Here is a 22,398-nt window from a genome sequence, read left to right on the forward strand (position 1 = left end):
GCCGTGCGGCTCCGCCCCCGTGCCGGGAGTCAAGCCGTCGGTTCGCCGGGTGAGCGGGCGGCGCGCGGGACAGGATGGGGACATGGGATTCCATGTCGACTCCGAGACCGGGCGGCTGCGCCGCGTCATCCTGCACCGGCCCGATCTGGAGCTGAAGCGGCTCACTCCGAGCAACAAGGACGCTCTCCTCTTCGACGATGTGCTCTGGGTGCGCCGGGCCCGCCAGGAGCACGACGGCTTCGCGGACGTGCTGCGCGACCGCGGGGTCGAGGTGCATCTCTTCGGCGATCTGCTACGCGAGTCGTTGGCGATCCCGCAGGCGAGACAGCTGGTACTGGACCGGGTCTTCGACGAGAAGGAGTACGGGCCGCTGGCCACCGGGCATCTGCGCGAGGTGTTCGAGGAGCTGTCCGCCGCGGAGCTTGCGGAGGCGCTGGTGGGCGGGATGACCAAGCGGGAGTTCTTGGAGCGTCACGCCGAGCCGGTGTCGGTCCGGTTCCACGCGATGGACCTGGACGACTTCCTGCTCGGGCCGCTGCCCAACCATCTGTTCACCCGTGACACCTCCGCCTGGATCTACGACGGGGTGTCCATCAACGCGATGCGCTGGCCCGCCCGGCAGCGCGAGACGGTCCACTTCGAGGCGATCTACCGCCATCACCCGCTCTTCTCCGGTCCCGAGGCCGGGCGGTTCCACACCTGGTCGAAGGGGCAGAGCGACTATCCCTCGACCATCGAGGGCGGCGACGTCCTGGTGATCGGCAATGGCGCGGTGCTCATCGGGATGAGCGAGCGGACCACTCCGCAGGCCGTGGAGATGCTGGCGCGCGGGCTGTTCGCGGCCGGTTCGGCACGCACGATCGTGGCGCTGGACATGCCCAAGCGCAGGGCGTTCATGCACCTCGATACGGTGATGACGATGGTGGACGGAGAAACCTTCACTCAGTACGCCGGGCTCGGCATGCTCCGCTCGTACACGATCGAGCCGGGCGCCGGTGAGCAGGAGCTGAAGGTGACGGACCACCCGCCGGAGCACATGCACCGGGCCATAGCGGCAGCCCTGGGCCTGGACGGTATCCGGGTGCTGATGGCCACCCAGGACGTGCACTCGGCGGAGCGCGAGCAGTGGGACGACGGCTGCAACGTCCTGGCGGTGGAGCCGGGTGTGGTGGTGGCGTACGAGCGCAACGTCACCACCAACACGCATCTGCGCAAGCAGGGCATCGAGGTGATCGAGATCCGCGGGAGCGAGCTCGGGCGGGGGCGGGGCGGGCCGCGGTGTATGAGCTGTCCGGTGGAACGGGATGCCGTATAGTGATGCGTTCAATCGCATATACTTACAGTTTCCGTCTTCCGTGACCCAGGAGCAGCCACCATGGCGACAGACCTCGCAGGCCGCCACTTCCTCAAGGAGCTGGACTTCACCGCCGAGGAGTTCCGCGCTCTGGTGGAGCTCGCCGCCGAGCTCAAGGCCGCCAAGAAAGCGGGCACCGAGGTCCAGCGGCTGCGGGGGCGGAACATCGCGTTGATCTTCGAGAAGTCGTCGACGCGTACCCGGTGCTCCTTCGAGGTGGCTGCCGCCGACCAGGGTGCCTCCACGACGTACATCGACCCGGCGGGCTCGCACATCGGCAAGAAGGAGTCGGCGCGGGACACCGCACGGGTGCTCGGCCGGATGTTCGACGCGATCCAGTTCCGCGGGGACGCCCAGGAGACGGTCGAGACCCTGGCCGCGCACGCGGGCGTACCGGTCTACAACGGCCTCACCGACGCCTGGCACCCCACCCAGATGCTCGCGGACCTGCTCACCATGACCGAGCACACCGACAAGCCCCTGGAGCGCATCGCGTTCGCCTATCTGGGTGACGCCCGGTACAACATGGGCAACTCCTACCTGGTCACGGGCGCGCTACTGGGGATGGACGTACGGATCGTGGCGCCCCGGGCGTACTGGCCGGCCGACGACGTGGTCGCCCTCGCGCACCAGGCCGCCCGGGAGAGCGGGGCCCGGATCACTCTCACCGAGGACATCGCCGAAGGTGTGGCGGGCGCGGACTTCGTCGCCACGGACGTCTGGGTGTCGATGGGCGAGCCCAAGGAGATCTGGGCCGAGCGGATCAAGGCGCTGGCGCCCTACGCGGTGACCATGGACGTGCTGCGCGCCACCGGCAACGCGGACGTCAAGTTCCTGCACTGCCTGCCCGCGTTCCACGACCTGGGTACGGCGGTCGCCCGCGAGATCCACGAGCAGTACGGCCTGGCGGAGCTCGAAGTCACCGACGAGGTCTTCGAGTCCGCGCACTCGGTGGTCTTCGACGAGGCGGAGAACCGCCTGCACACCATCAAGGCCGTCATGGTCGCGACGCTCACGGGAACTCCGGCAGGGGCGGCCGCCCAGGGAGCGTGAACCACACCGCCTTGCCGTGCGCGGTGGGGCGGTGGCCGCAGGCCGAGCTCAAGGTGCGGATCAGCAGCAGGCCCCGGCCGTGCTCCTGCCACGGGTCCGGATCGAGCGGATCCGGGGCGCCGAGGTCGCCCGGCGGCAGCGGAGAGCGGTCGTGGACCTCGACCTGGCAGCCCGAGTCGAACAGCTCGACGATCAGCTCGATGGGCTGGTCGGCGGGGGTGTGCTCGACGGCGTTGGCGACCAGCTCGGCCGTGAGCAGCTCGGCTGTGTCGCTGTCGGCGGGGGCGTCGATGTCCGCGAGCGCGGTACGGATCAGGGCTCGGGCGATGGGGACGGCGGCGTTGGAGTGGGGGAGCGGGATGCGCCAGGAGGGCGGGGCGCCGGCCGGGTCACGGGCGGAGCCGTTGGGGTCGGGCACGGCGGGGGTTTCCGTTCGGTCGCGTGGAGTCGTCCGGGGCGCGGGGGGACGCGCGGGGCGCTGATACTCCCTTCAACCTTACGAAGCGGGGCAAGGGGCAGGACAGAGGCCGCCGACCATCGGTTCCAGGGCCACTCGGCATGCCCGACGAGGCCCCTGGTCCTGCCCTGTCCCCTTCGCTGTGCGCGGCCGCCGCGCATTCCTCCTTGCCCTGCTCGTATCGCGTACTCGTGACGACAGTCACACATGAGTGATACCTTCGAGATGCAGGCATCTGGCAGCCCGCTGAGGAGGCCACACCCCATGAGCCCGTTCCCCAGCTCCGCCCCCCACACCGAGAACTGGCGCCATCTGCGGCTCGTCATAGAGGACGGCTTGGCCACCGTCACCCTCGCCCGCCCCGAGAAGCTGAACGCGCTCACCTTCGGGGCCTACGCCGACCTCCGCGATCTGCTCGCCCAGCTCTCCCGGGAGCGGGCCGTGCGCGCCCTGGTGCTGGCGGGTGAGGGGCGCGGCTTCTGCTCCGGCGGCGACGTCGACGAGATCATCGGCGCCACGCTCTCCATGGACACCGCCCAGCTGCTCGACTTCAACCGGATGACCGGCCAGGTCGTCAGGGCCGTACGGGAGTGTCCCTTCCCGGTGATCGCGGCGGTCCACGGTGTGGCGGCCGGAGCGGGGGCGGTCCTGGCGCTGGCCGCCGACTTCCGTGTCGCCGACCCCTCCGCCCGGTTCGCCTTCCTGTTCACCAAGGTCGGCCTCTCCGGCGGTGACATGGGCGCGGCCTATCTGCTGCCGCGCGTGGTCGGGCTCGGCCACGCCACCCGTCTGCTGATGCTCGGCGAGCCGGTCCGCGCCGCCGAGGCCGAACGGATCGGGCTGCTCAGCGAGCTCACCGAGGAGGGGCAGGCCGACGCGCGCGCCGCCGAGCTCGCCCGCCACCTCGCGGCCGGGCCCGCCCTCGCGTACGCGCAGACCAAGGCGCTGCTCACCGCCGAACTCGACATGCCGCTCGCCGCCGCCGTCGAACTCGACGCCGCGACGCAGGCCCTGCTGATGAACGGGCAGGACTACGCCGAGTTCCACGCCGCCTTCACCGAGAAGCGGCCCCCCAAATGGCAGGGGCGCTGAGCCGTGCCCGGGCCCCGGGACAGTGGCCCCGACCCCGCCGGACGGCCGCAGCGGATCGCGGTCATCGGCGGCGGCCCCGGCGGGCTGTACGCCGCCGCGCTCCTCAAACGGCTCCGCCCCGACCGCGAGATCACCGTCTGGGAGCGCAACGCGCCCGACAACACCTTCGGCTTCGGCGTCGTCCTCTCCGACGAGACCCTCGGCGGGATCGAGCACGCCGACCCCGTGGTGTACGAGGCGCTGAAGGCCGAGTTCATCCGCTGGGACGACATCGACATCGTCCACCGCGGCCGCACCCTCACCTCCGGCGGGCACGGCTTCGCCGCCCTCGGCCGGCGCAGACTCCTGGAGATCCTCCAGCAGCGCTGCCGCGCCCTCGGCGTACAGCTGCGCTTCCGCACCGAAGCGCCGCCCGCCGCCGAACTCGCCGCCGCGTACGACCTGGTCATCGCGGCCGACGGCGTGCACAGCGCCACCCGAGAGGCGCACGCCGAACACTTCGCGCCCCGCATCACCGGCCACCGCTGCCGCTATATCTGGCTGGCCGCCGACTTCGCCTTCGACTCCTTCCGCTTCGAGATCGCCGAGACCGAGCACGGCGTGATGCAGCTGCACGGCTATCCGTTCGCCGCCGACTCCTCCACCGTCATCGTCGAGATGCGCGAAGAGGTCTGGCGGGCGGCCGGGTTCGACGAGCTCGACGAGCAGGATTCGGTCGACCGGTGCGCCAAGATCTTCGCCGACGCCCTGGGCAGCCGGCCACTGCGGAGCAACAACTCCTCCTGGACCGTGTTCCGTACCGTCGTCAACGCGCACTGGTCGCACGGCAACACCGTGCTGCTCGGCGACGCCGCCCACACCGCGCACTTCTCCATCGGCTCCGGCACCAAGCTCGCCGTCGAGGACGCCCTGGCCCTGGCCGCCTGCGTCGAGGAGCAGCTCACCCTGGCGGACGCCCTCGCCGCGTACGAGCGGGAGCGCAGGCCCGTCGTCGAGTCCACCCAGCGTGCGGCCGCCGCCAGTCTGCGCTGGTTCGAGGAGCTGGCGCTCTACCTCGACCAGGCGCCCCGGCAGTTCGCCTTCAACCTGCTGACCCGCAGCCGCCGGGTCACCCACGACAACCTGCGCCTGCGCGACCCCGGCTTCACCGGCGCCGTCGAGCGCGACTTCCCCTGCCCCTTCGGCACTCCTCCGATGTTCACTCCCTTCCGGCTGCGCGGCCTCGAACTGCGCAACCGGGTCGTCGTCTCCGCCATGGACATGTACTCCGCCAGCGACGGCCTCCCGGGCGACTTCCATCTCGTCCACCTCGGCGCCCGGGCCCTCGGCGGCGCGGGTCTGGTGATGACCGAGATGGTGTGCGTGAGCGCCGAGGGCCGCATCACTCCGGGGTGTACCGGTCTCTACACCCCCGAGCAGGCCACGGCCTGGCGCCGGGTCACCGACTTCGTGCACCGGCAGGCCCCCGGCACCGCCATCGGCGTCCAGCTCGGCCACTCCGGGCGCAAGGGCTCGACCAAGCTGATGTGGGAGGGCATCGACGAGCCGCTCGACGACGGCAACTGGCCCCTTGCCGCCGCCTCACCGCTGCCCTACCGGCCCGGCGTCAACCAGGTCCCGCACGCGCTCGATCGCGCGGGGCTGACCGACATTCGCGAGCAGTTCGCCGCGGCGGCCTGGCGGGCCGCCCGCTGCGACTTCGACCTGCTCGAACTGCACTGCGCCCACGGCTATCTGCTGTCCGGATTCCTCTCCCCTCTCACCAACCAACGTGAGGACGCGTACGGAGGTTCCCTCGCCAACCGACTGCGTTTCCCGCTGGAGGTGTTCGACGTGCTGCGGGGCATCTGGCCGCCGGACCGGCCGATGACGGTGCGCATCTCGGCGACCGACTGGGCGCCGGGCGGCACCACCGCCGAGGAGTCCGTCGAGATCGCCCGGGCCTTCGTCGCGCACGGCGCGGACGCCATCGACGTGTCCACCGGGCAGGTCGTCGCGGAGGAGCGGCCCGAGTTCGGCCGCTCGTACCAGACGCCGTACGCCGACCGGATCCGCAACACGCTCGGCGTGCCCGTCATCGCGGTCGGGGCGATCTCGTCCTGGGACGACGTGAATTCGCTGCTGCTCGCGGGACGGGCGGACCTCTGCGCCCTCGCCCGGCCCCATCTCTACGACCCGCACTGGACCCTGCACGCGGCCGCCGAGCAGGGCTACTCGGGCCCCGGCGCGCCCTGGCCGGCGCCGTACCGGGCGGGCAGCCGCAGGCCGCCGACCGGCCGCACGGACGCGCCGAGGCCTCGCCGCACCTTGAATTGACGGTGCCGAGGCCTCGCCTCACGCTGAGCTGACGGGGCCGGGGCCCCGGCTCACCTTGAACTGACGGCGCCCAGGCCGCGGCTGCCGCGGCACCGGCAACGCCCAGACCGGCCTCACCGCGTGCTGCGTGGAGGCCCGCGAAAGAAAGTTCCAGGCGATGGCGCGGCGTGGGAACCATTCGGCTCGCCCGTCAGTTTCTACAGCGTTGTAGAAGTGACTATCGAGAACCGATGGAGACCTCATGGCCCTGTGGGACCGCTTCAAGGAGTCCGCGTCGACCATGCAGACGCAGCTGCTCGCCAAGAAGAACGACCTGAAGAGCGGCGCGTTCCGCGATGCCAGCATGGCGATGTGCGCCCTGGTCGCGGCGGCCGACGGCACCGTGGACCCGTCCGAGCGGCGCCGGGTCGCCCAGCTCATCTCCACCAACGAGGTGCTGCAGAACTTCCCGGCCGACGACCTCCAGCGCCGCTTCGACGGCTATCTGGACAAGCTCACCGCCGACTTCGACTTCGGCAAGGTCAGCGTGTTGCAGGAGGTGGCCAAGGCCAAGAAGAAGCCCGCCGAGGCGCGTGCGGTGATCCAGATAGGCATCGTCATCGGCGGCGCCGATGGCGACTTCGACAAGACGGAGCAGGCCGTCGTGCGCGAGGCCTGCTACGCCCTGGGCCTCGCGCCGTCCGAATTCGACCTGTAGCGGCCGCCGTTCGGTGAGCGGGGCCGCCCCTCGGGGCGGCCCGTCACAGCGCGGTCGCGGCCCTCAGCACCGTGAAGAGCGTCACGGTCGCGTTCGCCGACGACAGCGCCGAGACCGCCGCGCCGCCCGCGGCGGTCCACAGCGCGAGCCCGGCCGCCGTCCAGGCGGGCGGCAGCGCGGGCGCCGGAGGCACCGGGCCGAGCAGCGCCGCGACCCGGCGCGGCACCGGCCCGGCCACCGCGAACCCCGCCAGGGCGGTCGCCGTGCCCAAGCCCGGTCCCGCCGGGCGGGAGATGAGCGCTGCCTTGCCGATGGCCCGGGCCACGGTTCGGCGGTCGCCCACCCTTTGCGCCGCCTCCTCGTCCGCCCAGCGCTCCGTGGTGTACGCCACGGCAGTGCGCAGCGGGCGCAGAAACGGGTTCGCACGTGCCGCGAGCCCCGCCACCAGCAGAAAGCGGTGATGAGATGCCGTCAGATGTGCTTCCTCGTGCGCGATCAGCGCCTGCCGCTCGCGCGCGTCGAGGTTCGCCAGCATCGCGCGCGACACGACGATCCGGCCGTACGACCGCCCGCGCGCTCCGGCCCGGCCGCGCCCGCCCGGCCATGCGGCTGCCCGGCCCCGCCTTCCCGGCAATGCGTACGCATAGGCCCGGGAGTCATCGGGCAGCACGACCAGCGTGCCTCCCTGGGCCCCTGCCGCCCCGCCCTCGGACCCGGACAGTCCAGACAGCCCCGACAGCCCCGGCACCCCAACCAGCGCTCGCGCCGCTCGCGTGCGCAGCCGTCGGTGCCGCCACACGAGGTGTGCGCACGCTCCGGCGACCGCTGCCAGGAGGGGGATCGCCGCCTGGCCCACCACCTCGTCGTACGGCAGTACCGCCCGCACCTCGGGGTCGGCCCAGGCGTCCGGCAGTGGGTTGCCCGGCAGTTGGGCCGTGCCCACCACCATCAGCAGCATCAGAGACAGCGTGCTGCACAGCGCGAGGACGCCGCCGACCGCCGCCAGCAGCCGGGTCGCCGCGCGCGGGTGCAGCTGTTGCTCGGCCAGTCGGGCGATCGGCCAGGCGGTCAGTGGCAGGACGAGTGGCAGAAAGACGAACACGCCCACCGTCAGTCCCCGGTCTCCGCATCGGCGCGATCGGAGGCGCGGCCCTCGGCGCAGTCCTCCGCGCCGTCGAGGAGGGCGCGCAGCAGCCGCTCGTCGTCGGGCGAGAGCGCGGTGACGAAACTGGCCAGGACCGCGCCCCGGTCCGGTTCGCCGTCCAGTACCTTGCGCATCCGCAGCGCCGCGAGCCCGGCCTCGTCGGCCGGGGTCCACACGAACGAACGCCCCGCGCGCTCCCGGGACACCGACTCCTTGGCGTGCAGGCGCGACAGGATGGTCACGACGGTGGTGTACGCGAGCGCTCCACCGATCCGCTCCCGCACCCAGCCGGCGGTCACCGGCCCCGCCGCGTTCCGCAGCGCCGCCAGGACCTGGGCCTCCAGCTCACCCTGCCCCCGTCTGCGGGCGCGCCTGTCCTCATCCGTCACTTCGTCATTCTACTGAGGCGGCCGCAACCACCGGGAGGGACAGCGGCTCCGGTGTCAGCCCTCGGCCCGCCCCCGTACGAACGCCGCTCCCGCGTCCCGCAGCCGGGCGTGCAGTCGGCGGAACACCTCCGCCGAGCGCTCGCCCGGCCAGTCGGGCGGCAGCAGGGCGGAGGGCAGACCCGGGTCCGCGTAGGGCAGGCGGCGCCAGGAGTCCAGGGCGAGCAGATAGTCCCGGTAGGCCTCCTCGGCCTCGACCTCCGGCGCTGTCTCGGAGGGCGTCCGGGCGCGCGCCTCCCAGGCCCGCAGCGCGGGTTCGTGCAGTCCCAGGAACTCGTCGTGCTGCTTGGCGATCGCCGGCAGGTCCCACCACCGGGCGACCGCGTCGGCCGTCGGGGCGAAGCCCAGGTGTTCGCCCTGGAACAGATCGACGTACGGGGCGAGTTGAAGCCGCTCCAGGGTGTGCCGGGTCTCGTCGTACAGCCGGGCCGGGGCGATCCACACCCCCGGCGCCGCCGTCCCGAAGCCGAGCCCGGCGAGTCGCGAGCGCAGCACATGGCGCTTGTTGCGCTCCGACTCGGGGACGGAGAAGACGGCCAGCACCCAGCCGTCACGCGCGCGTGGCGGGCTGTGGGGGTAGATGCGGCGGTCTCCGTCGTCGAGGAGCTGGCGGGCGTCGGCGGACAGGGCGTATCCGGCCGCGCCGCTCGCGGTGCGCTCGGGCACCAGCAGGCCGCGCCGTTTGAGCCGGGAGACCGACGACCGTACGGACGGCGCGTCGACGCCCACGGCGGCGAGCAGGCGGATCAGCTCGGCCACCGCGAGGGAGCCGGTCGTCTCGCGCCCGTACGCTCCGTAGAGGCTGACGATCAGGGATCGGGGTGTGTGCTGCTCGGCCACGTGATCACTCTAGGGCCCGCAGCCGGAAGCGCTGAAGCTTGCCGGTCGGCGTCCGGGGGAGGGCCTCCAGGAAGACGACCTCGCGCGGGCACTTGTAGGGGGCGAGCTCCGCCTTCACATGGTCGCGCAGCAGCCCGGCCGTGGCCTCGCCGCCCACCACCCCCTCGCGCAGCACGCAGTAGGCGACGACCACCTGCCCGCGGGCCTCGTCGGGCCGGCCGATCACCGCCGTCTCCACGACGTCGGGGTGGCGCATCAGCGCGTCCTCCACCTCCGGGCCCGCGATGTTGTACCCGGCCGAGATGATCATGTCGTCGGCGCGGGCGACATAGCGGAAGTAGCCGTCGCTCTCGCGTACGTAGGTGTCGCCGGTGAGGTTCCACCCTTCTTTGACGTACTCCGTCTGGCGGGGATCGGCCAGATAGCGGCAGCCGACCGGTCCGCGCACCGCCAGCAGACCGGGCTCGCCGTCAGCCACCGGTTGACCGCAGGCGTCGACCACGCGCGCGTGCCAGCCGGGCACCGGCTTGCCCGTGGTGCCCGGCCGGATCTCGTCGTCGGCCGCCGAGATGAAGATGTGCAGCAGCTCGGTGGCGCCGATGCCGTTGATGATGCGCAGCCCGGTGCGCTCGTGCCAGGCGCGCCAGGTCGCGGCGGGCAGGTTCTCGCCGGCCGACACACAGCGCCGCAGCGCGCCCACGTCGTACCCGTCGAGCTCGTCCAGCATCGCCCGGTAGGCGGTGGGCGCGGTGAAGAGCACGGAGACCCGGTGCCGGGCCAGCGCGGGCAGCAGCTGCTTGGGTCCCGCCTGTTCCAGCAGCAGGGAGGAGGCGCCCGCCCGCATGGGGAAGATCACCAGACCGCCCAGGCCGAAGGTGAAGCCGAGCGGCGGGCTGCCCGCGAAGACGTCGTCGGGCCGGGGCCGCAGGACGTGCCGGGCGAAGGTGTCCGCGATGGCCAGTATGTCCCGGTGGAAGTGCATACAGCCCTTCGGGCGGCCGGTGGTGCCCGAGGTGAAGGCGATCAGGGCCACGTCGTCGGCCGAGGTCTCCACCGCCGTGAAGGGCTCCCGGGCCGTGGGCGCGTCGGCCAGTCGCAGCAGGTCGTCGGCCGTGGCGCCGCCGTAAGGGGTGATGCGCAGCCCCGGCACCGCCGCCTTCTCCAGGTCCTCCAGCGAGCGCGCGTCGCACAGGGCGTGCCCGATCCGGCCCAGCTCGCAGATGGTGGCCAGCTCGTGCGGTCGCTGCTGGGCGAGTACGGTCACGGCCACCGCGCCCGCCTTCATCACCGCAAGCCAGCAGGCGGCCAGCCAGGGCGTGGTGGGCCCGCGCAACAGCACCCGGTTGCCGGGGACGACGCCGAGCCCGGTGGTGAGGGCGTGGGCGATCCGGTCGACGCGGGTGCGCAGCTCGCCGTACGTCCACCGGGCGCCCTCCGCCGTACGGAAGACGGGCCGGTCCGCGCCGAACCGTTCGATCGTGCCGTCCAGGAGCTCGGCGCCGCAGTTGAGCCGCTCGGGGTAGCACAGTTCGGGGAGGTCGAAGACCAGCTCCGGCCACTGATGGGCGGGCGGCAGATGGTCGCGGGAAAACGTGTCGGCATGCGCTGAGGTCTTCAGCTCCATACGGGATCGCCCCCTTGTCGCAACTGGAGCGTATCGTTTGGATGACGACAGTCAACGGTTCGCGATAAGAGCGGGTTCAACGAGTTGGGCCAATGAGTTGGGCCCATGAGTCAGGACAACGAGTCGGGCCAACGAGTCGGGCCGACGAGTCAGCGACTGGACGCGACACGAGAGGGGCCGCCATGCCCGCATTCGCGCTGGAGCCGGAGCAGCAGGAGTGGTGCGCACAGCTGCGCACCACCGCCGAGGAGCGACTGCGGCCCCTTGCGGACAAGGGTGACCCGGGACGCGTCAACCGGCCACTCGTCGCCGCCCTCGGAGAGCTCGGCCTCCTTGAGCGGCTGTTCTCCTCGGGCGCGCTCGACCTCTGTCTGATGCGCGAGTCGCTGGCGTACGCGTGCACCGAGGCGGAGACCGCGCTCGCCCTCCAGGGGCTGGGCGCCCACCCCGTCGCCGCGCACGGCAGCGAGGAGCAGCGGGCCCGCTGGCTGCCCGAGGTCACCGCGGGGCGGGCCGTCGCCGCCTTCGCGCTGAGCGAGCCGGACGCGGGCTCCGACGCGGCCGCCCTCGCCCTCAAGGCCGAGCCCGATGCCGGCGGCTGGCGCCTGACCGGCGAGAAGTGCTGGATCTCCAACGCGCCCGAGGCCGACTTCTGCACCGTGTTCGCCCGGACCACCGAGGGCGCGGGCGCCCGGGGCGTCACCGCGTTCCTGGTCCCCGCCGACCGGCCCGGGCTGAGCGGCACCGCGCTCGACATGCTCTCCCCGCACCCGGTGGGGACGCTCGTCTTCGACGGGGTGCGCGTCGGCCCGGACGACGTCCTGGGGGAGCCCGACCGGGGCTTCCGCGTCGCCATGGGCACGCTCAACCTGTTCCGGCCGAGCGTCGGCGCGTTCGCGGTCGGCATGGCGCAGGCGGCGCTGGACGCGACCGTCGCGTACACCACGGGCCGCAGCGCGTTCGGCGGCCCGCTCAAGGATCTCCAGGCGGTCGCCCACCAGGTCGCGGAGATGGCGACCCGCACGGAGGCGGCGCGCCTGCTGGTGTACGGGGCGGCCGCCGCGTACGACAGGGGGGCGCCCGAGGTCCCCAGGTACTCGGCGATGGCCAAGCTGTTCGCCACGGAGACCGCGCAGTACGTGGTGGACGCGGCCGTCCAGCTGCACGGCGCGCGGGCGCTGCGCCGGGGCCATCTGCTCGAACACCTCTACCGCGAGGTGCGGGCGCCGAGGATCTACGAGGGCGCGACCGAGGTGCAGCGCACGATCATCGCGAAGGAGCTGTACCGATGAGTCTCCACCGGGTGAACCCCGCCGAGCTGTCCCCGCCCACCGGCTTCAGCCACGCCGTCACCGCGACCGGCGGCCGACTGGTCTTCCTCGCGGGCCAGACCGCGCTGGACGCGGACGGCAAGGTGGTGGACGGGACGCTGGCCGAGCAGTTCCGGACCGCGCTCACCAACCTGCTGGCCGCGCTCGCCGCCGCCGGGGGCACCCCGGCCGACCTGGCCCGGGTCACCGTCTACACCACGGACGTCGCCGACTACCGCGCCCAGGCCCATGAACTCGGCCGCGTCTGGCGCCAACTGGCCGGGCGCGACTACCCGGCGATGGCCGTGATCGGCGTGGTACGGCTGTGGGACGAGCAGGCGCGGGTGGAGCTGGACGGGTTCGCGGTGCTGGACTGACGGCCTTTCCGGACGGCCCGTACGGACAGCCGCCGGTCGCCCCAATGGCATCGCACGCCGCCCACGTTGATCGACTGACATCAGCGGACAAACCCCGCCCGACCGCAAGCAACTGACGCCCCCCGAGGTGACGCCCGGGGAAATAGGGGCTGCACAAGGCTTGTCAGTGCAATTTCACATTACTATGTTACAGCTCACAGCGGCGGCTCCTCCGTTCCCCAAGTGCCGTACGGAACAGGGCGATTCACTCCGACCCACCCCTCCCGGGGTGATCTCGTCGCGCCTCGCCCCAGGAGCCGCGGCCGCACCACCCGCATGACCCGCCGCACCACCCGCATGACCGCACCGCCGCGCCACCCCCCAACTCACCTCCCACACAGGAGCCTTCGGTGTCACAGCTCAGATCCGCGCGCAAGCCGCTGCTCGCCGCCGCCGTCGCGGCGACCCTGCTCGTCACCGCCGGGCAGGCCGCCCAGGCCGCGCAGGCGCCGCACCCCGCGAAGGCCGACGCCGCGCAGGCGCTCCCCGCCTCCCTCGCCGCGCGGCCCGCCCCGTCCGCGAACCAGGGCGCCAACCCCTTCGACCAGGTGGAACACCTCGCCAAGGCACCCAAGCAGACGGCCCGCCAGCTCCCTGCCCCCGGCGGCACCCAGGACGGCCGAATAGCCGGGCCGCAGACCCGCGCGGTCGCCCCGGCCACCCACTCCGCGCTACGCGCCGCCGGCGTCCCCTGCACCCTCGACGGCATCACCGGACTGAGCCCGGAGGGGCTGGCCGACTTCCTCACCGACCCGGCCGTCACCGCCGACGGCTGTCTGCGCGGGCTCATCTGGACCTGGGACGCGCGCCTCGCGCCGGTCATGTCAGACGCCCATGTCCAGGCCGTCGCCCACCGCGCCACCAGCCTCGCCGCCTCCCACGACGGCAAGAACACCAGCCACCTCCTGGAGCTGTTCACCTACCTCCACGCGGTCGCGTACCAGGACTACTCGCACGGCGAGATCGACGTCACCGACCAGCCCACGGTCGACGCGACGCGCGAGGCCGTCGCCGCCCTCGGCGCCGCCGCGCACACCTTCGACGTCACCCCGCAGAACGCCCAGACCCTGCGCGAGGCGCTGTACGCGGCGAGCGCGCCGGGGCTGCGCCAGCACCAACTGCCGCTGATCAAGCGGGTCCTGGCGACGATGGCGCCGGGCACCCAGACCGCCGCCGACAAGGACTGGGCCGGTGCCGCGCTCGCCGCGCTCTCCGTGAACTACCTCGGCGTCTACCCGGGCAACAAGGACGCCGCGTTCCACGCCGCCGCGGCCGCCGACCCCGCCTACCGCGCCGCCTTCCGCGTCTTCTCCGGCTACACCCACCTCAAGGGCACGAGCAACGCCTGGGTGGTCCGCGACGCGCTGTCGGAGTACGGCCGCTTCGGCCAGATCGACGCCGTCAAGAGCCAGATCGTCCCCGACCTCGGCGCCCTGCTGCCCAGCACCCAGGCCAACTTCGGCAAGCTGAGCGCCCCCGTGCTGTCGCTCGCGAGCTGGCTCAACGTCTACGGTCAGTGCGCCCCGTACAACGTGTGCAAGGACCAGATCGAGAACCAGCTCTTCACGCACACCTACACCTACGACAACGGCGCCATCGAGGTCCGCACGGCGCTCGACAAGGCCACCATCGACCAGCTCTACTACGCGAGCAAGCAGGTCAAGTCGCAGTTCTTCCGGGTGCTGGGCACCGACAAGCCGCTCGCGGGCGACCCCAACAAGACGCTCCACATCCACCTGTACGCCTCGCGCGCCGACTACGAGGTCTACCAGCCGTTCCTCACGGGCTACTCCACCAACAACGGCGGGATGTACATCGAGGAGGGCGCGACCTTCTACACCTATCAGCGCCGGGTGCCGCAGGACTCCTCGCTCACCCTCGAAGAGCTCTTCCGGCACGAGTACACCCACTACCTCAACGGCCGCTGGGCGGTGCCGGGGACCTTCGGCCAGGGCGCCTGGTACACCGGCGACCGCACCACCGCCATGGACGAGGGGACCGCCGAGTTCTTCGACGGCGGCACCCGCGACGACGGCATCGCGGTCCGCAAGTCGCTGGTCAAGGGCATCATCAACGACACGGCGGGCGGCGGCCCGCGGATGACGGTCAACCAGCTGCTGCACGCCACCTACGACGGCGACGGCTTCCGCTTCTACAACTACGCGGGCACCTTCTTCGAGTTCCTGTGGAACGAGCACCCCTCGCTGCTCACCGAGATGTACGCGCACCTGCGGGCGGACGACCCGGCCGGTTTCGACGCCTGGCGCGACCGGCTGGGCCGGGACGCCGAGCTCCAGAAGGAGTACAACGCCTTCCTCGACGAGCAGATCGCCAAGGTCGACACGCTCTTCGTCCCCAACACCACGTTCACGGCCAACTCCAGGCTGCGCTACTCGCGGGTGGCGGACGTCAAGGCGGCGTTCGCCCGGAGCACCTACAGCAAGCCGGACTGCGTGGACAGCGGCGCGGCGGGCAACCACCGGTTCATCTGCACCGGCAAGATCACCGCGCGCCTGGCGGACGCCGACGACGCCGACCAGGTCTTCGTGGACATGTCCGACACCGTCGACTACTTCCTCCTCTCCCGGGCCGAGAGCGGCGGCAACAACCTGGCCGACATGAACTGCTCCTTCGGCACGGTCGACATCTGGGCCGACAAGAAGGGTGGCACCTCCTCGTACACCTGCGAGGGCCCGCTGCGCAGCTGACACCCGATCTCCAAGGGCCGGGGCGACCACGGCCGTTCCGGCCCTTGGCCCACCTAGAAGAATGTGACATATTACTGTGGTGCCCAAGAGACACCCCCTGGACGCCGTGATCGTCGGCGCCGGAGTAGTCGGAGCGGCCTGCGCGTACTACGCGGGGCGCTGCGGACTCCGCGTCGCGGTGGTCGACCGCGGCCCCGTCGCGGGCGGCACCACGGGTGCCGGGGAGGGAAACCTGCTCGTCTCCGACAAGGAGGCGGGCCCCGAGCTCGACCTCGCGCTGCTGTCCACCCGACTCTGGCGCGACCTCGCCCACGTCCTCCCACCGGAGATCGAGTACGAGCCCAAGGGCGGTCTCGTCGTGGCGCCCGACGAGAGCGCCCTCGGGGCGCTGCGCGCCTTCGCCGAGGAGCAGCGCAAGGCCGGGGTGCAGGCGCGGGAGATCGGCCCCGAGCGGCTGTACGACCTGGAGCCCCATCTCGCCCCCGGCCTTCCCGGCGGCTTCCACTACCCGCAGGACGCCCAGGTCCAGCCCGCCCAGGCCGCCGCCCAACTGCTGCGCGCGGCCCGCCAGTTCGGCGCCGAAGTCCATCTGGGCCAAGAGGTGAAGGAGGTCCTCACCGGGCCGGACGGCCGGATCAGAGGGGTCCGCACCCCGGAGGACGACCTGCTCGCCCCGGCCGTCGTCAACGCCGCGGGGACCTGGGGCGGCGAGGTCGCCGCCCTCGCCGGCACCTCGCTGCCGGTGCTGCCCCGCCGGGGCTTCGTCCTGGTCACCGAACCGCTGCCCCGGGTGGTGCGGCACAAGGTGTACGCCGCCGACTACATCGCGGACGTCGCCAGCGGCTCGGCCGCGCTCCAGTCCTCGGCCGTGGTCGAGGGCACGCCTTCGGGACCTGTCCTGATCGGCGCGACACGCGAACGGGTGGGCTTCGACCGCACGTTGTCCACCGAGGCGCTGCGCCGCCTCGCCGCCCAGGCCGCCGCGCTCTTCCCGGTCCTCGCGAGCGTCCGCGCCATCCGCACGTACCACGGCTTCCGCCCCTACCTGCCCGACCATCTGCCCGCGATCGGCCCCGACCCCCGGGTGCCGGGCCTGCTGCACGCCTGCGGGCACGAGGGCGCCGGCATCGGGCTCGCCCCGGCCACCGGTCTGCTGATCGCCGCGGCGCTGCGGGGCGAGCGAGGCGCCCTGGACCTGCGGCCGTTCCGGCCCGAGCGGTTCGAGGAGCAGCGCGAGCGGGAACGGGGAGTCGGCTGATGAGGAAGGTGTACGAGAGGGAGCGCGGCGCGGGGTCCGGCGCGCCCCGTACCCGCTGGTGGCACAGGTTCACCGGCGACCCGGTGGCCGAAGCCGCCGCTTCCCCCGCCGCCCTCGTCGAGGCGGCCCCCGACCCCGCCTTCCCCTTCACCTTCGACGGCCGCACCCTCACCGCCCTGCCCGGGCAGAGCGTCGCCGCCGCGCTCTGGGCCGCCGGGATCCTCTCCTGGCGCACCACGCGCACCCAGGGCGAGCCGCGCGGCGCCTTCTGCGGGATCGGCGCGTGCTACGACTGCCTCGCCACCGTCAACGGCCGCCCCAACCAGCGCGCCTGCCTCGTCGCCGCCCGCCCCGGCGACGTGATCACCACCCAGGAGGCCACGGGCCATGCCGACCTCACCCCCTGACTCCTCCGGCCCGCGCGACCTCGCCGTCGTCGGCGCCGGTCCGGCCGGGCTCGCCGCCGCCGTGGCCGCCGCCGATCTCGGCCTGGGCGTCACCGTGCTGGACGCGGGGGAGCGGCCGGGCGGGCAGTTCTACCGGCACCCCGCGCCCGGCCTGCGCGCCGCCCGGCCCGAGGCGCTGCACCACGACTGGGAGGCGTTCGCCACACGCGCGTCCCGGCTCGCAACCCACCGCCGGGCCGGCCGTGTCACCTATCTGGCCGCCCACCACGTCTGGACGGTCGTACGGGACCCGGCCACGGGGGAGTGGCTGCTGCACGCCGTGGCGGGCGACCCCGGCGGCGAGGAGGCCCCGGCCGTGGTCCGTGCGCGGGCCGTGCTGCTGGCGACGGGCGCGTACGAGCGTCAACTCCCGTTCCCGGGCTGGACGCTGCCGGGTGTCGTGGGCGCCGGCGGGGCGCAGGCCATGCTGAAGTCCGGTCTGGTGCTGCCGGGCAGACGGGTCGTGGTGGCGGGCAGCGGCCCGCTGCTCCTGGCCGTCGCCGGGTCGCTCGCGGCGGCCGGCGCCACCGTCCCGGCCGTGGTCGAGGCCTCCACGTACACCTCGTACGCCCATGAACTGCCCGCGCTGGTGCGCAACCCCGGCAAACTGGCCGAGGGCGCGCGCTACGGCGGCGGGCTGCTGCGGCACCGGGTTCCGCTGCTGACCCGGCACGCGGTGACGGCCGCGCACGGCGCCGGCCGCGTCGAGGCCGTGACCGTCTCCCGGCTCGACCGCGACTGGCGGCCCGTCCCCGGCGGCGACCGCCGGATCCCGTGCGACGCGCTCGCGGTCGGCCACGGGCTGATCCCGCAGCTGGAGCTGGCGACCGGCCTCGGCTGCGCCACCCGCCGCACCGCCGACGGCACCCTCGCCCTGGACCTCGACCCGGCGCAGCGCACCTCCGTCCCCGGCGTCTGGGCGGCGGGGGAGACCGGCGGCATCGGCGGCGCGCAACTGGCCCTCGCCGAGGGCGAACTGGCGGCGGCGGCGATCGCGTACGAGCTCAAGGGGATCCCGCGCCCTCGCGGGAGCGCCGCGCTGGTGCGGCGGCGGGCGCGGCTGCGCCGGTTCGCCGAGGCGATGGCGGCCGCGCACCGGCCCGGCGACGGCTGGACCGGGTGGCTCGACGACGCGACGCTCGTCTGCCGCTGCGAGGAGGTTCCCGTACGGCGGGTCAAGGAAGCCGTGGCGGAGCTCGGCGCGCGGGATGCCCGTACGGTGAAACTGCTGACCAGGGCCGGGATGGGCTGGTGCCAGGGCCGGATGTGCGGCCAGGCCGTGGCGTGTCTCGCGGGCGGCGGGGCCGATGAGGACCGGCGGCCGCTGTCCTGCCCGGTGCAGCTCGGCCATCTCGCCCAACTGCCGCCGTCCGAGGGCTGACCGTACGCCTCGCGCACCCACCACGCGCGCATCTCGCACGGGATGCGTGCGTGTGTGGCCCTTGTGGCCGCCATGCGTCCGCCAGTAAAATGTCACACACCACACTAGGGAGTCACCGATGACGTCTGCCCAGACCGCCGTGTCCGCCCGCTCCTCGTCCGCCCGGCAGCCCTGGCGCGGCATCATGGTCGCCACCGCTCTGCCCCTGCGTGACGATGGGTCCGTCGACTACGACGCCTATGCCGCGCATGTGCGCTGGCTGATCGACAACGGCTGCGACGGCGTCGTCCCCAACGGCTCGCTGGGCGAGTACCAGACCCTCACCGGCGAGGAACGTGCCCAAGTGGTGCGGGTCGCCGTGGAAGCGGCGGGCGACGGGGCCCGGGTGATGCCCGGCGTCGCCGCCTACGGCAGCGCCGAATCGCGCCGCTGGGCCGAACAGGCCGCCGAGGCGGGCTGCGGCTCGGTCCTGCTGCTGCCCCCGAACGCCTACCGCGCCGACGAGGCAGCGGTCCGCGCCCACTACGCCGAAGTCGCACAAGCCGGAGTACCGGTCGTCGCCTACAACAACCCCATCGACACCAAAGTCGACCTGACACCCCCGCTCCTGGCCGAGCTTCACCGCGACGGCAGCATCGTCGCCGTCAAGGAGTTCAGCGGCGACGTGCGGCGCGCCTACGAGATCGCCGAACTCGCCCCCGAACTCGACCTGCTGATCGGCGCCGACGACGTCCTGCTCGAACTCGCCCTCGCCGGCGCCGTGGGCTGGATCGCCGGATACCCCAACGCGCTGCCCACCGCCTGCGCCACCCTCTACCACGCGGCCCTCGCCGGTGACCTGGAGACCGCGCTGCCGCTGTACAAGTCGCTGCACCCACTGCTGCGCTGGGACTCCAAGACCGAGTTCGTGCAGGCCATCAAGTTGTCGATGGACATCGCCGGACGGCCCGGCGGCCCCGTCCGCCCACCGCGCGCGGCCCTCGTCGGGGACCAGGAGGCCGCCGTCCGCGCGGCCACCGAGAAGGCGCTCGCGGAAGGACTCCGCTGACCATGCGCACACGCCACGTCTACCACGCCGTCGACTCGCACACCGAGGGCATGCCGACCCGGGTGATCACCGGAGGCGTCGGGGTCATCCCCGGTGCCACCATGGCCCAGAAGCGGCTCCACTTCCTCGACCACCTCGAGGACCTGCGCACCCTGCTGATGTACGAGCCGCGCGGCCACGCCTCCATGAGCGGCGCGATCCTCCAGCCGCCCACGCGCCCCGACGCCGACTACGGCGTCCTGTACATCGAGGTGTCCGGGCTGCTGCCGATGTGCGGCCACGGGACGATCGGCGTGGCCACCGTGCTGGTCGAGACCGGCATGGTGGCGGTCACCGAGCCGGTGACCACCGTCCGCCTCGACACCCCGGCCGGACTGGTCAGCGTCGACGTCCGGGTGGCGGACGGCGAGGCGAAGTCCGTCACCTTCACCAATGTGCCCGCCTTCTGCCTCGGGCTCGACCGCAAGGTGGAGGTCCCCGGCCACGGCACGGTCACCTACGACATCGCGTACGGCGGGAACTTCTACGCCTTCGTCCACCTCGACGACCTGGGGCTGCCCTTCGACCGGGCGCGCAAGGACGACCTGCTCGCCGCCGGGCTCGCGATCATGGACGCCATCAACGCCACCGACCGGCCGGTGCACCCGGAGAACCCGGAGATCGGCGGGGTCAAGCACGTCTATCTGGCCGCTCCCGGCTCGGACGCGGTCCGCTCACGGCACGCCATGGCGATCCACCCGGGCTGGTTCGACCGCTCCCCGTGCGGCACCGGCACCTCCGCCCGGATGGCCCAGCTGCACGCCCGGGGCGAGCTGCCGCTCCACCGCGACTTCGTCAACGAGTCCTTCATCGGTACGGAGTTCACCGGCAGACTCGTCGAGGAGACCACGGTCGGCGGGCTGCCCGCGGTGGTGCCGACGGTGACCGGGCGGGCCTGGATCACCGGGACGGCCCAGTACTTCCTGGACCCCGCCGACCCGTTCCCGGCGGGATTCCTGCTGTGAGCGACGAGTCCGGCGCCGCGCGCGGCCGCGCCTCGGCCCCCGCCCTGATCGGCGCCGACGAGATCGCCCGGCTGCTCACGCCCACCGCTGCCGCCGAGGCGGTGGCGGACGTGCTGCGCGGCGGGTTCGACCCCGAGTCGGACCCGCCGCGCGTCAACCTGCCTCTCGCGGCGGGCGAGCTGCTGCTGATGCCCGCCGCCTCCGGCGCGTACGCGGGCGTGAAGATCGCGGGGGTCGCCCCGGCCAACCCCGTACGCGGTCTGCCCCGGATCACCGGCAGCTATCTGCTGCTGGACGGCGCGACCCTGCTGCCGCTCGCCCTCCTGGACGGCGCGGCCCTCACGACCCTGCGCACCCCGGCCGTCTCCGCCGTCGCGCTGGAGCACCTGGCCGCGCCGGACGCGGCCCGGCTGGTCCTGTTCGGCGCGGGCCCCCAGGCGTACGGCCATCTGCGCGCGGCCCTGGCCGTACGGGAGTTGAAGGCGGTCACCGTGGTCGCCCGCCGCCCCGAAGCCGGCGCGGCGCTGGTGGCGTACGCCCGTACGCTCGGCGTGGAAGCGGGTGCGGGCACACCCGACGACGTCCGCGACGCCGACCTCGTCATCTGCTGCACCACCGCCCGCGAGCCGCTGTTCGACGGCCGGCTCGTCGCGGACGGGGCCACCGTGGTCGCGGTCGGCTCGCACGAACCGGCCGCCCGCGAGACCGACTCGGCGCTCCTGCGGCGCTCGGCGGTGTACGTGGAGTCCCGGGCGGCGGCCCTGCGCGAGGCCGGGGACCTGCTGATCCCGCTGAACGAGGGGGCGATCGGGCCCGGCCAGGTGGCGGGCACCCTCGCCGAGCTCGTCGCCGGCCGGGTCGCGGTCGCACCCGACCGCCCCCGCCTCTTCAAAAGCGTGGGCATGGCCTGGGAGGATCTGGCGGTGGCGGCGGCGGTGCACCGCGCACAGGGGCGACCCGACAGGGCAACGTGACATTGTACGCTGAGCCTCCGCGGATTCACGGAGGAAGTGCCATGGGCGACCTGAAGCAGCGCAATCTCATCACGGCCCAGGAGCGCCTGCGCGACCAGGTCGCCCACGCCCTGCGGGCCGCCCTGGTCGCCGGTGAACTGCGCCCCGGCACCATCTACTCCGCCCCGGGCCTGGCCGCCGACTTCGGCATCTCGGCCACCCCGGTCCGCGAGGCGATGCTGGACCTGGCCCGCGAGGGCCTCGTCGAACCCGTACGGAACAAGGGCTTTCGCATCACCGAGGTGAGCGAGCGCGACCTCGACCAGTACACCGAGCTGCGCGCCATGATCGAGGTGCCCACGGTCGGCCGGGTGACGCGGATGGCGACGGCCGAGCAGCTGGAGGAACTGCGGCCGGTCGCCGAGGAGATCGTCGCCCACGCCCGCGAGCACAACCTCATCGGCTATCTCGACGCCGACCGCCGCTTCCACCTCCAGCTGCTGGGCCTCGCGGGCAACGAGCGGCTGGTGGAGACCGTCGGCGACCTGCGCAAGCGCTCCCGCCTGTACGGTCTGACCCGCCTCGACGAGCGCGGCCAGCTCATCTCCTCCGCCGAGGAGCACATCGAGCTCCTCGACCTGATGGTGGCGGGCGACCAGCTCGCCGCCGAGGAGTGCATGGCCCGCCACCTCGGCCATGTCCGCTCGCTGTGGGCGCAGGCCCGCGACGAACCGGTGGAGCCGCGCCCCAAGCGCACGCTGGGCAACCGGTGACGTCCGTACGGTGACGCCTGCCTGGTGACCGGCGTACGACTCCTCGGTGACCGGCGTACGGTGACGGCTTCGCGGTGG

General features: G+C 72.9%; 20 protein-coding genes. 15 read left to right on the forward strand and 5 right to left on the reverse strand.

Going from position 1 to position 22,398, the window contains the following annotated elements; translation table 11 throughout:
* Positions 1-82: 82 nt before the first annotated feature.
* Together ABD236_RS00905 and argF are read left to right on the forward strand one after the other, a co-directional pair.
* A complete protein-coding gene (locus tag ABD236_RS00905; protein WP_344068523.1) occupies positions 83-1,315 on the forward strand; it encodes an arginine deiminase in 1,233 nt (410 codons plus the stop codon).
* Between the two features lie 60 nt (positions 1,316-1,375).
* Positions 1,376-2,407 carry an ornithine carbamoyltransferase gene (gene argF, locus ABD236_RS00910; protein ID WP_344068526.1) on the forward strand — a complete coding sequence of 344 codons (1,032 nt, stop codon included), beginning with the start codon at positions 1,376-1,378 and terminating at the stop codon, positions 2,405-2,407.
* On the opposite strand, the gene ABD236_RS00915 is transcribed toward argF, so the two are convergent.
* Positions 2,367-2,825 (reverse strand): ATP-binding protein, encoded by a 459-nt coding sequence (locus ABD236_RS00915; RefSeq protein ID WP_344068529.1) that lies wholly within the window; start codon positions 2,823-2,825, stop codon positions 2,367-2,369. The genes argF and ABD236_RS00915 overlap by 41 nt on opposite strands.
* Positions 2,826-3,128: 303 nt before the next feature.
* Here ABD236_RS00915 and ABD236_RS00920 point away from each other — a divergent pair, with 303 nt between their 5' ends.
* The 3 genes from ABD236_RS00920 to ABD236_RS00930 all read left to right on the forward strand — a co-directional run bounded on the left by ABD236_RS00920 (position 3,129) and on the right by ABD236_RS00930 (position 6,969).
* The gene (locus ABD236_RS00920; RefSeq protein ID WP_344068532.1) at positions 3,129-3,956 is read left to right on the forward strand and encodes an enoyl-CoA hydratase family protein; all 828 of its coding nucleotides are present in this window, start codon (positions 3,129-3,131) and stop codon (positions 3,954-3,956) included.
* 3 nt (positions 3,957-3,959) lie between these two features.
* Positions 3,960-6,272 (forward strand): bifunctional salicylyl-CoA 5-hydroxylase/oxidoreductase, encoded by a 2,313-nt coding sequence (locus tag ABD236_RS00925; protein ID WP_344068535.1) that lies wholly within the window; start codon positions 3,960-3,962, stop codon positions 6,270-6,272.
* Positions 6,273-6,513: 241 nt separating this feature from the next.
* Positions 6,514-6,969, forward strand: coding sequence for a tellurite resistance TerB family protein (locus ABD236_RS00930; RefSeq protein ID WP_344068538.1), 456 nt, complete (start codon positions 6,514-6,516; stop codon positions 6,967-6,969).
* 43 nt (positions 6,970-7,012) lie between these two features.
* Here the strand turns inward: ABD236_RS00930 and ABD236_RS00935 are convergent, their stop codons facing one another.
* The 4 genes from ABD236_RS00935 to ABD236_RS00950 are packed head-to-tail and all read right to left on the reverse strand — an operon-like array spanning position 7,013 to position 11,023.
* Positions 7,013-8,077 carry a M56 family metallopeptidase gene (locus ABD236_RS00935; protein ID WP_344068543.1) on the reverse strand — a complete coding sequence of 355 codons (1,065 nt, stop codon included), beginning with the start codon at positions 8,075-8,077 and terminating at the stop codon, positions 7,013-7,015.
* A 2-nt stretch (positions 8,078-8,079) separates the two neighbouring features.
* Positions 8,080-8,502, reverse strand: coding sequence for a BlaI/MecI/CopY family transcriptional regulator (locus ABD236_RS00940; RefSeq protein WP_344068546.1), 423 nt, complete (start codon positions 8,500-8,502; stop codon positions 8,080-8,082).
* A 54-nt stretch (positions 8,503-8,556) separates the two neighbouring features.
* The gene (locus ABD236_RS00945) at positions 8,557-9,399 is read right to left on the reverse strand and encodes a PaaX family transcriptional regulator (protein ID WP_344068549.1); all 843 of its coding nucleotides are present in this window, start codon (positions 9,397-9,399) and stop codon (positions 8,557-8,559) included.
* 4 nt (positions 9,400-9,403) lie between these two features.
* The gene (locus tag ABD236_RS00950) at positions 9,404-11,023 is read right to left on the reverse strand and encodes an AMP-binding protein (protein ID WP_344068553.1); all 1,620 of its coding nucleotides are present in this window, start codon (positions 11,021-11,023) and stop codon (positions 9,404-9,406) included.
* A 182-nt stretch (positions 11,024-11,205) separates the two neighbouring features.
* Between ABD236_RS00950 and ABD236_RS00955 the strand changes: the two genes are divergently transcribed.
* The 10 genes from ABD236_RS00955 to ABD236_RS01000 all read left to right on the forward strand — a co-directional run bounded on the left by ABD236_RS00955 (position 11,206) and on the right by ABD236_RS01000 (position 22,320).
* A complete protein-coding gene (locus tag ABD236_RS00955) occupies positions 11,206-12,315 on the forward strand; it encodes an acyl-CoA dehydrogenase family protein (protein ID WP_344068556.1) in 1,110 nt (369 codons plus the stop codon).
* The gene (locus ABD236_RS00960) at positions 12,312-12,710 is read left to right on the forward strand and encodes a RidA family protein (protein ID WP_344068559.1); all 399 of its coding nucleotides are present in this window, start codon (positions 12,312-12,314) and stop codon (positions 12,708-12,710) included. The genes ABD236_RS00955 and ABD236_RS00960 overlap by 4 nt, the downstream gene beginning before the upstream one ends.
* A gap of 389 nt (positions 12,711-13,099) precedes the next feature.
* On the forward strand, positions 13,100-15,457 hold the full coding sequence (locus ABD236_RS00965) for a collagenase (RefSeq protein WP_344068562.1): 2,358 nt from the start codon (positions 13,100-13,102) through the stop codon (positions 15,455-15,457).
* A gap of 79 nt (positions 15,458-15,536) precedes the next feature.
* Positions 15,537-16,715, forward strand: coding sequence for an NAD(P)/FAD-dependent oxidoreductase (locus ABD236_RS00970; protein WP_344068565.1), 1,179 nt, complete (start codon positions 15,537-15,539; stop codon positions 16,713-16,715).
* An 83-nt stretch (positions 16,716-16,798) separates the two neighbouring features.
* Positions 16,799-17,122: a (2Fe-2S)-binding protein gene (locus tag ABD236_RS00975; protein WP_344068750.1), complete on the forward strand. Its 324-nt coding sequence runs from the start codon at positions 16,799-16,801 to the stop codon at positions 17,120-17,122.
* Entirely contained in the window at positions 17,103-18,542 is a 1,440-nt protein-coding gene (locus ABD236_RS00980) for an FAD/NAD(P)-dependent oxidoreductase (RefSeq protein ID WP_344068568.1), read from the forward strand. The genes ABD236_RS00975 and ABD236_RS00980 overlap by 20 nt, the downstream gene beginning before the upstream one ends.
* Positions 18,543-18,660: 118 nt before the next feature.
* Entirely contained in the window at positions 18,661-19,590 is a 930-nt protein-coding gene (locus tag ABD236_RS00985; protein WP_344068569.1) for a dihydrodipicolinate synthase family protein, read from the forward strand.
* A gap of 2 nt (positions 19,591-19,592) precedes the next feature.
* Positions 19,593-20,594, forward strand: a complete 1,002-nt coding sequence (locus tag ABD236_RS00990; protein ID WP_344068572.1) for a proline racemase family protein — start codon at positions 19,593-19,595, stop codon at positions 20,592-20,594.
* On the forward strand, positions 20,591-21,568 hold the full coding sequence (locus ABD236_RS00995) for an ornithine cyclodeaminase family protein (protein ID WP_344068575.1): 978 nt from the start codon (positions 20,591-20,593) through the stop codon (positions 21,566-21,568). Before ABD236_RS00990 ends, ABD236_RS00995 begins: the two co-directional genes overlap by 4 nt.
* Positions 21,569-21,609: 41 nt before the next feature.
* The gene (locus tag ABD236_RS01000; protein ID WP_344068578.1) at positions 21,610-22,320 is read left to right on the forward strand and encodes a GntR family transcriptional regulator; all 711 of its coding nucleotides are present in this window, start codon (positions 21,610-21,612) and stop codon (positions 22,318-22,320) included.
* Positions 22,321-22,398: the final 78 nt, after the last annotated feature.

Origin of the sequence: Streptomyces crystallinus (assembly GCF_039521265.1) — a bacterium.
Taxonomy (GTDB): domain Bacteria; phylum Actinomycetota; class Actinomycetes; order Streptomycetales; family Streptomycetaceae; genus Streptomyces; species Streptomyces crystallinus.

What these genes read in the sequence shown, in the direction of transcription:
- ABD236_RS00960 (WP_344068559.1), top strand. Translation starts at nt 12,312, where the DNA reads ATGAGTCTCCACCGGGTGAACCCCGCCGAGCTGTCCCCGCCCACCGGC.
- ABD236_RS01000 (WP_344068578.1), top strand. Translation starts at nt 21,610, where the DNA reads ATGGGCGACCTGAAGCAGCGCAATCTCATCACGGCCCAGGAGCGCCTG.
- ABD236_RS00920 (WP_344068532.1), top strand. Translation starts at nt 3,129, where the DNA reads ATGAGCCCGTTCCCCAGCTCCGCCCCCCACACCGAGAACTGGCGCCAT.
- ABD236_RS00980 (WP_344068568.1), top strand. Translation starts at nt 17,103, where the DNA reads ATGCCGACCTCACCCCCTGACTCCTCCGGCCCGCGCGACCTCGCCGTC.
- ABD236_RS00990 (WP_344068572.1), top strand. Translation starts at nt 19,593, where the DNA reads ATGCGCACACGCCACGTCTACCACGCCGTCGACTCGCACACCGAGGGC.
- ABD236_RS00950 (WP_344068553.1), bottom strand. Translation starts at nt 11,023, where the DNA reads ATGGAGCTGAAGACCTCAGCGCATGCCGACACGTTTTCCCGCGACCAT.
- argF (WP_344068526.1), top strand. Translation starts at nt 1,376, where the DNA reads ATGGCGACAGACCTCGCAGGCCGCCACTTCCTCAAGGAGCTGGACTTC.
- ABD236_RS00930 (WP_344068538.1), top strand. Translation starts at nt 6,514, where the DNA reads ATGGCCCTGTGGGACCGCTTCAAGGAGTCCGCGTCGACCATGCAGACG.
- ABD236_RS00985 (WP_344068569.1), top strand. Translation starts at nt 18,661, where the DNA reads ATGACGTCTGCCCAGACCGCCGTGTCCGCCCGCTCCTCGTCCGCCCGG.
- ABD236_RS00955 (WP_344068556.1), top strand. Translation starts at nt 11,206, where the DNA reads ATGCCCGCATTCGCGCTGGAGCCGGAGCAGCAGGAGTGGTGCGCACAG.
- ABD236_RS00905 (WP_344068523.1), top strand. Translation starts at nt 83, where the DNA reads ATGGGATTCCATGTCGACTCCGAGACCGGGCGGCTGCGCCGCGTCATC.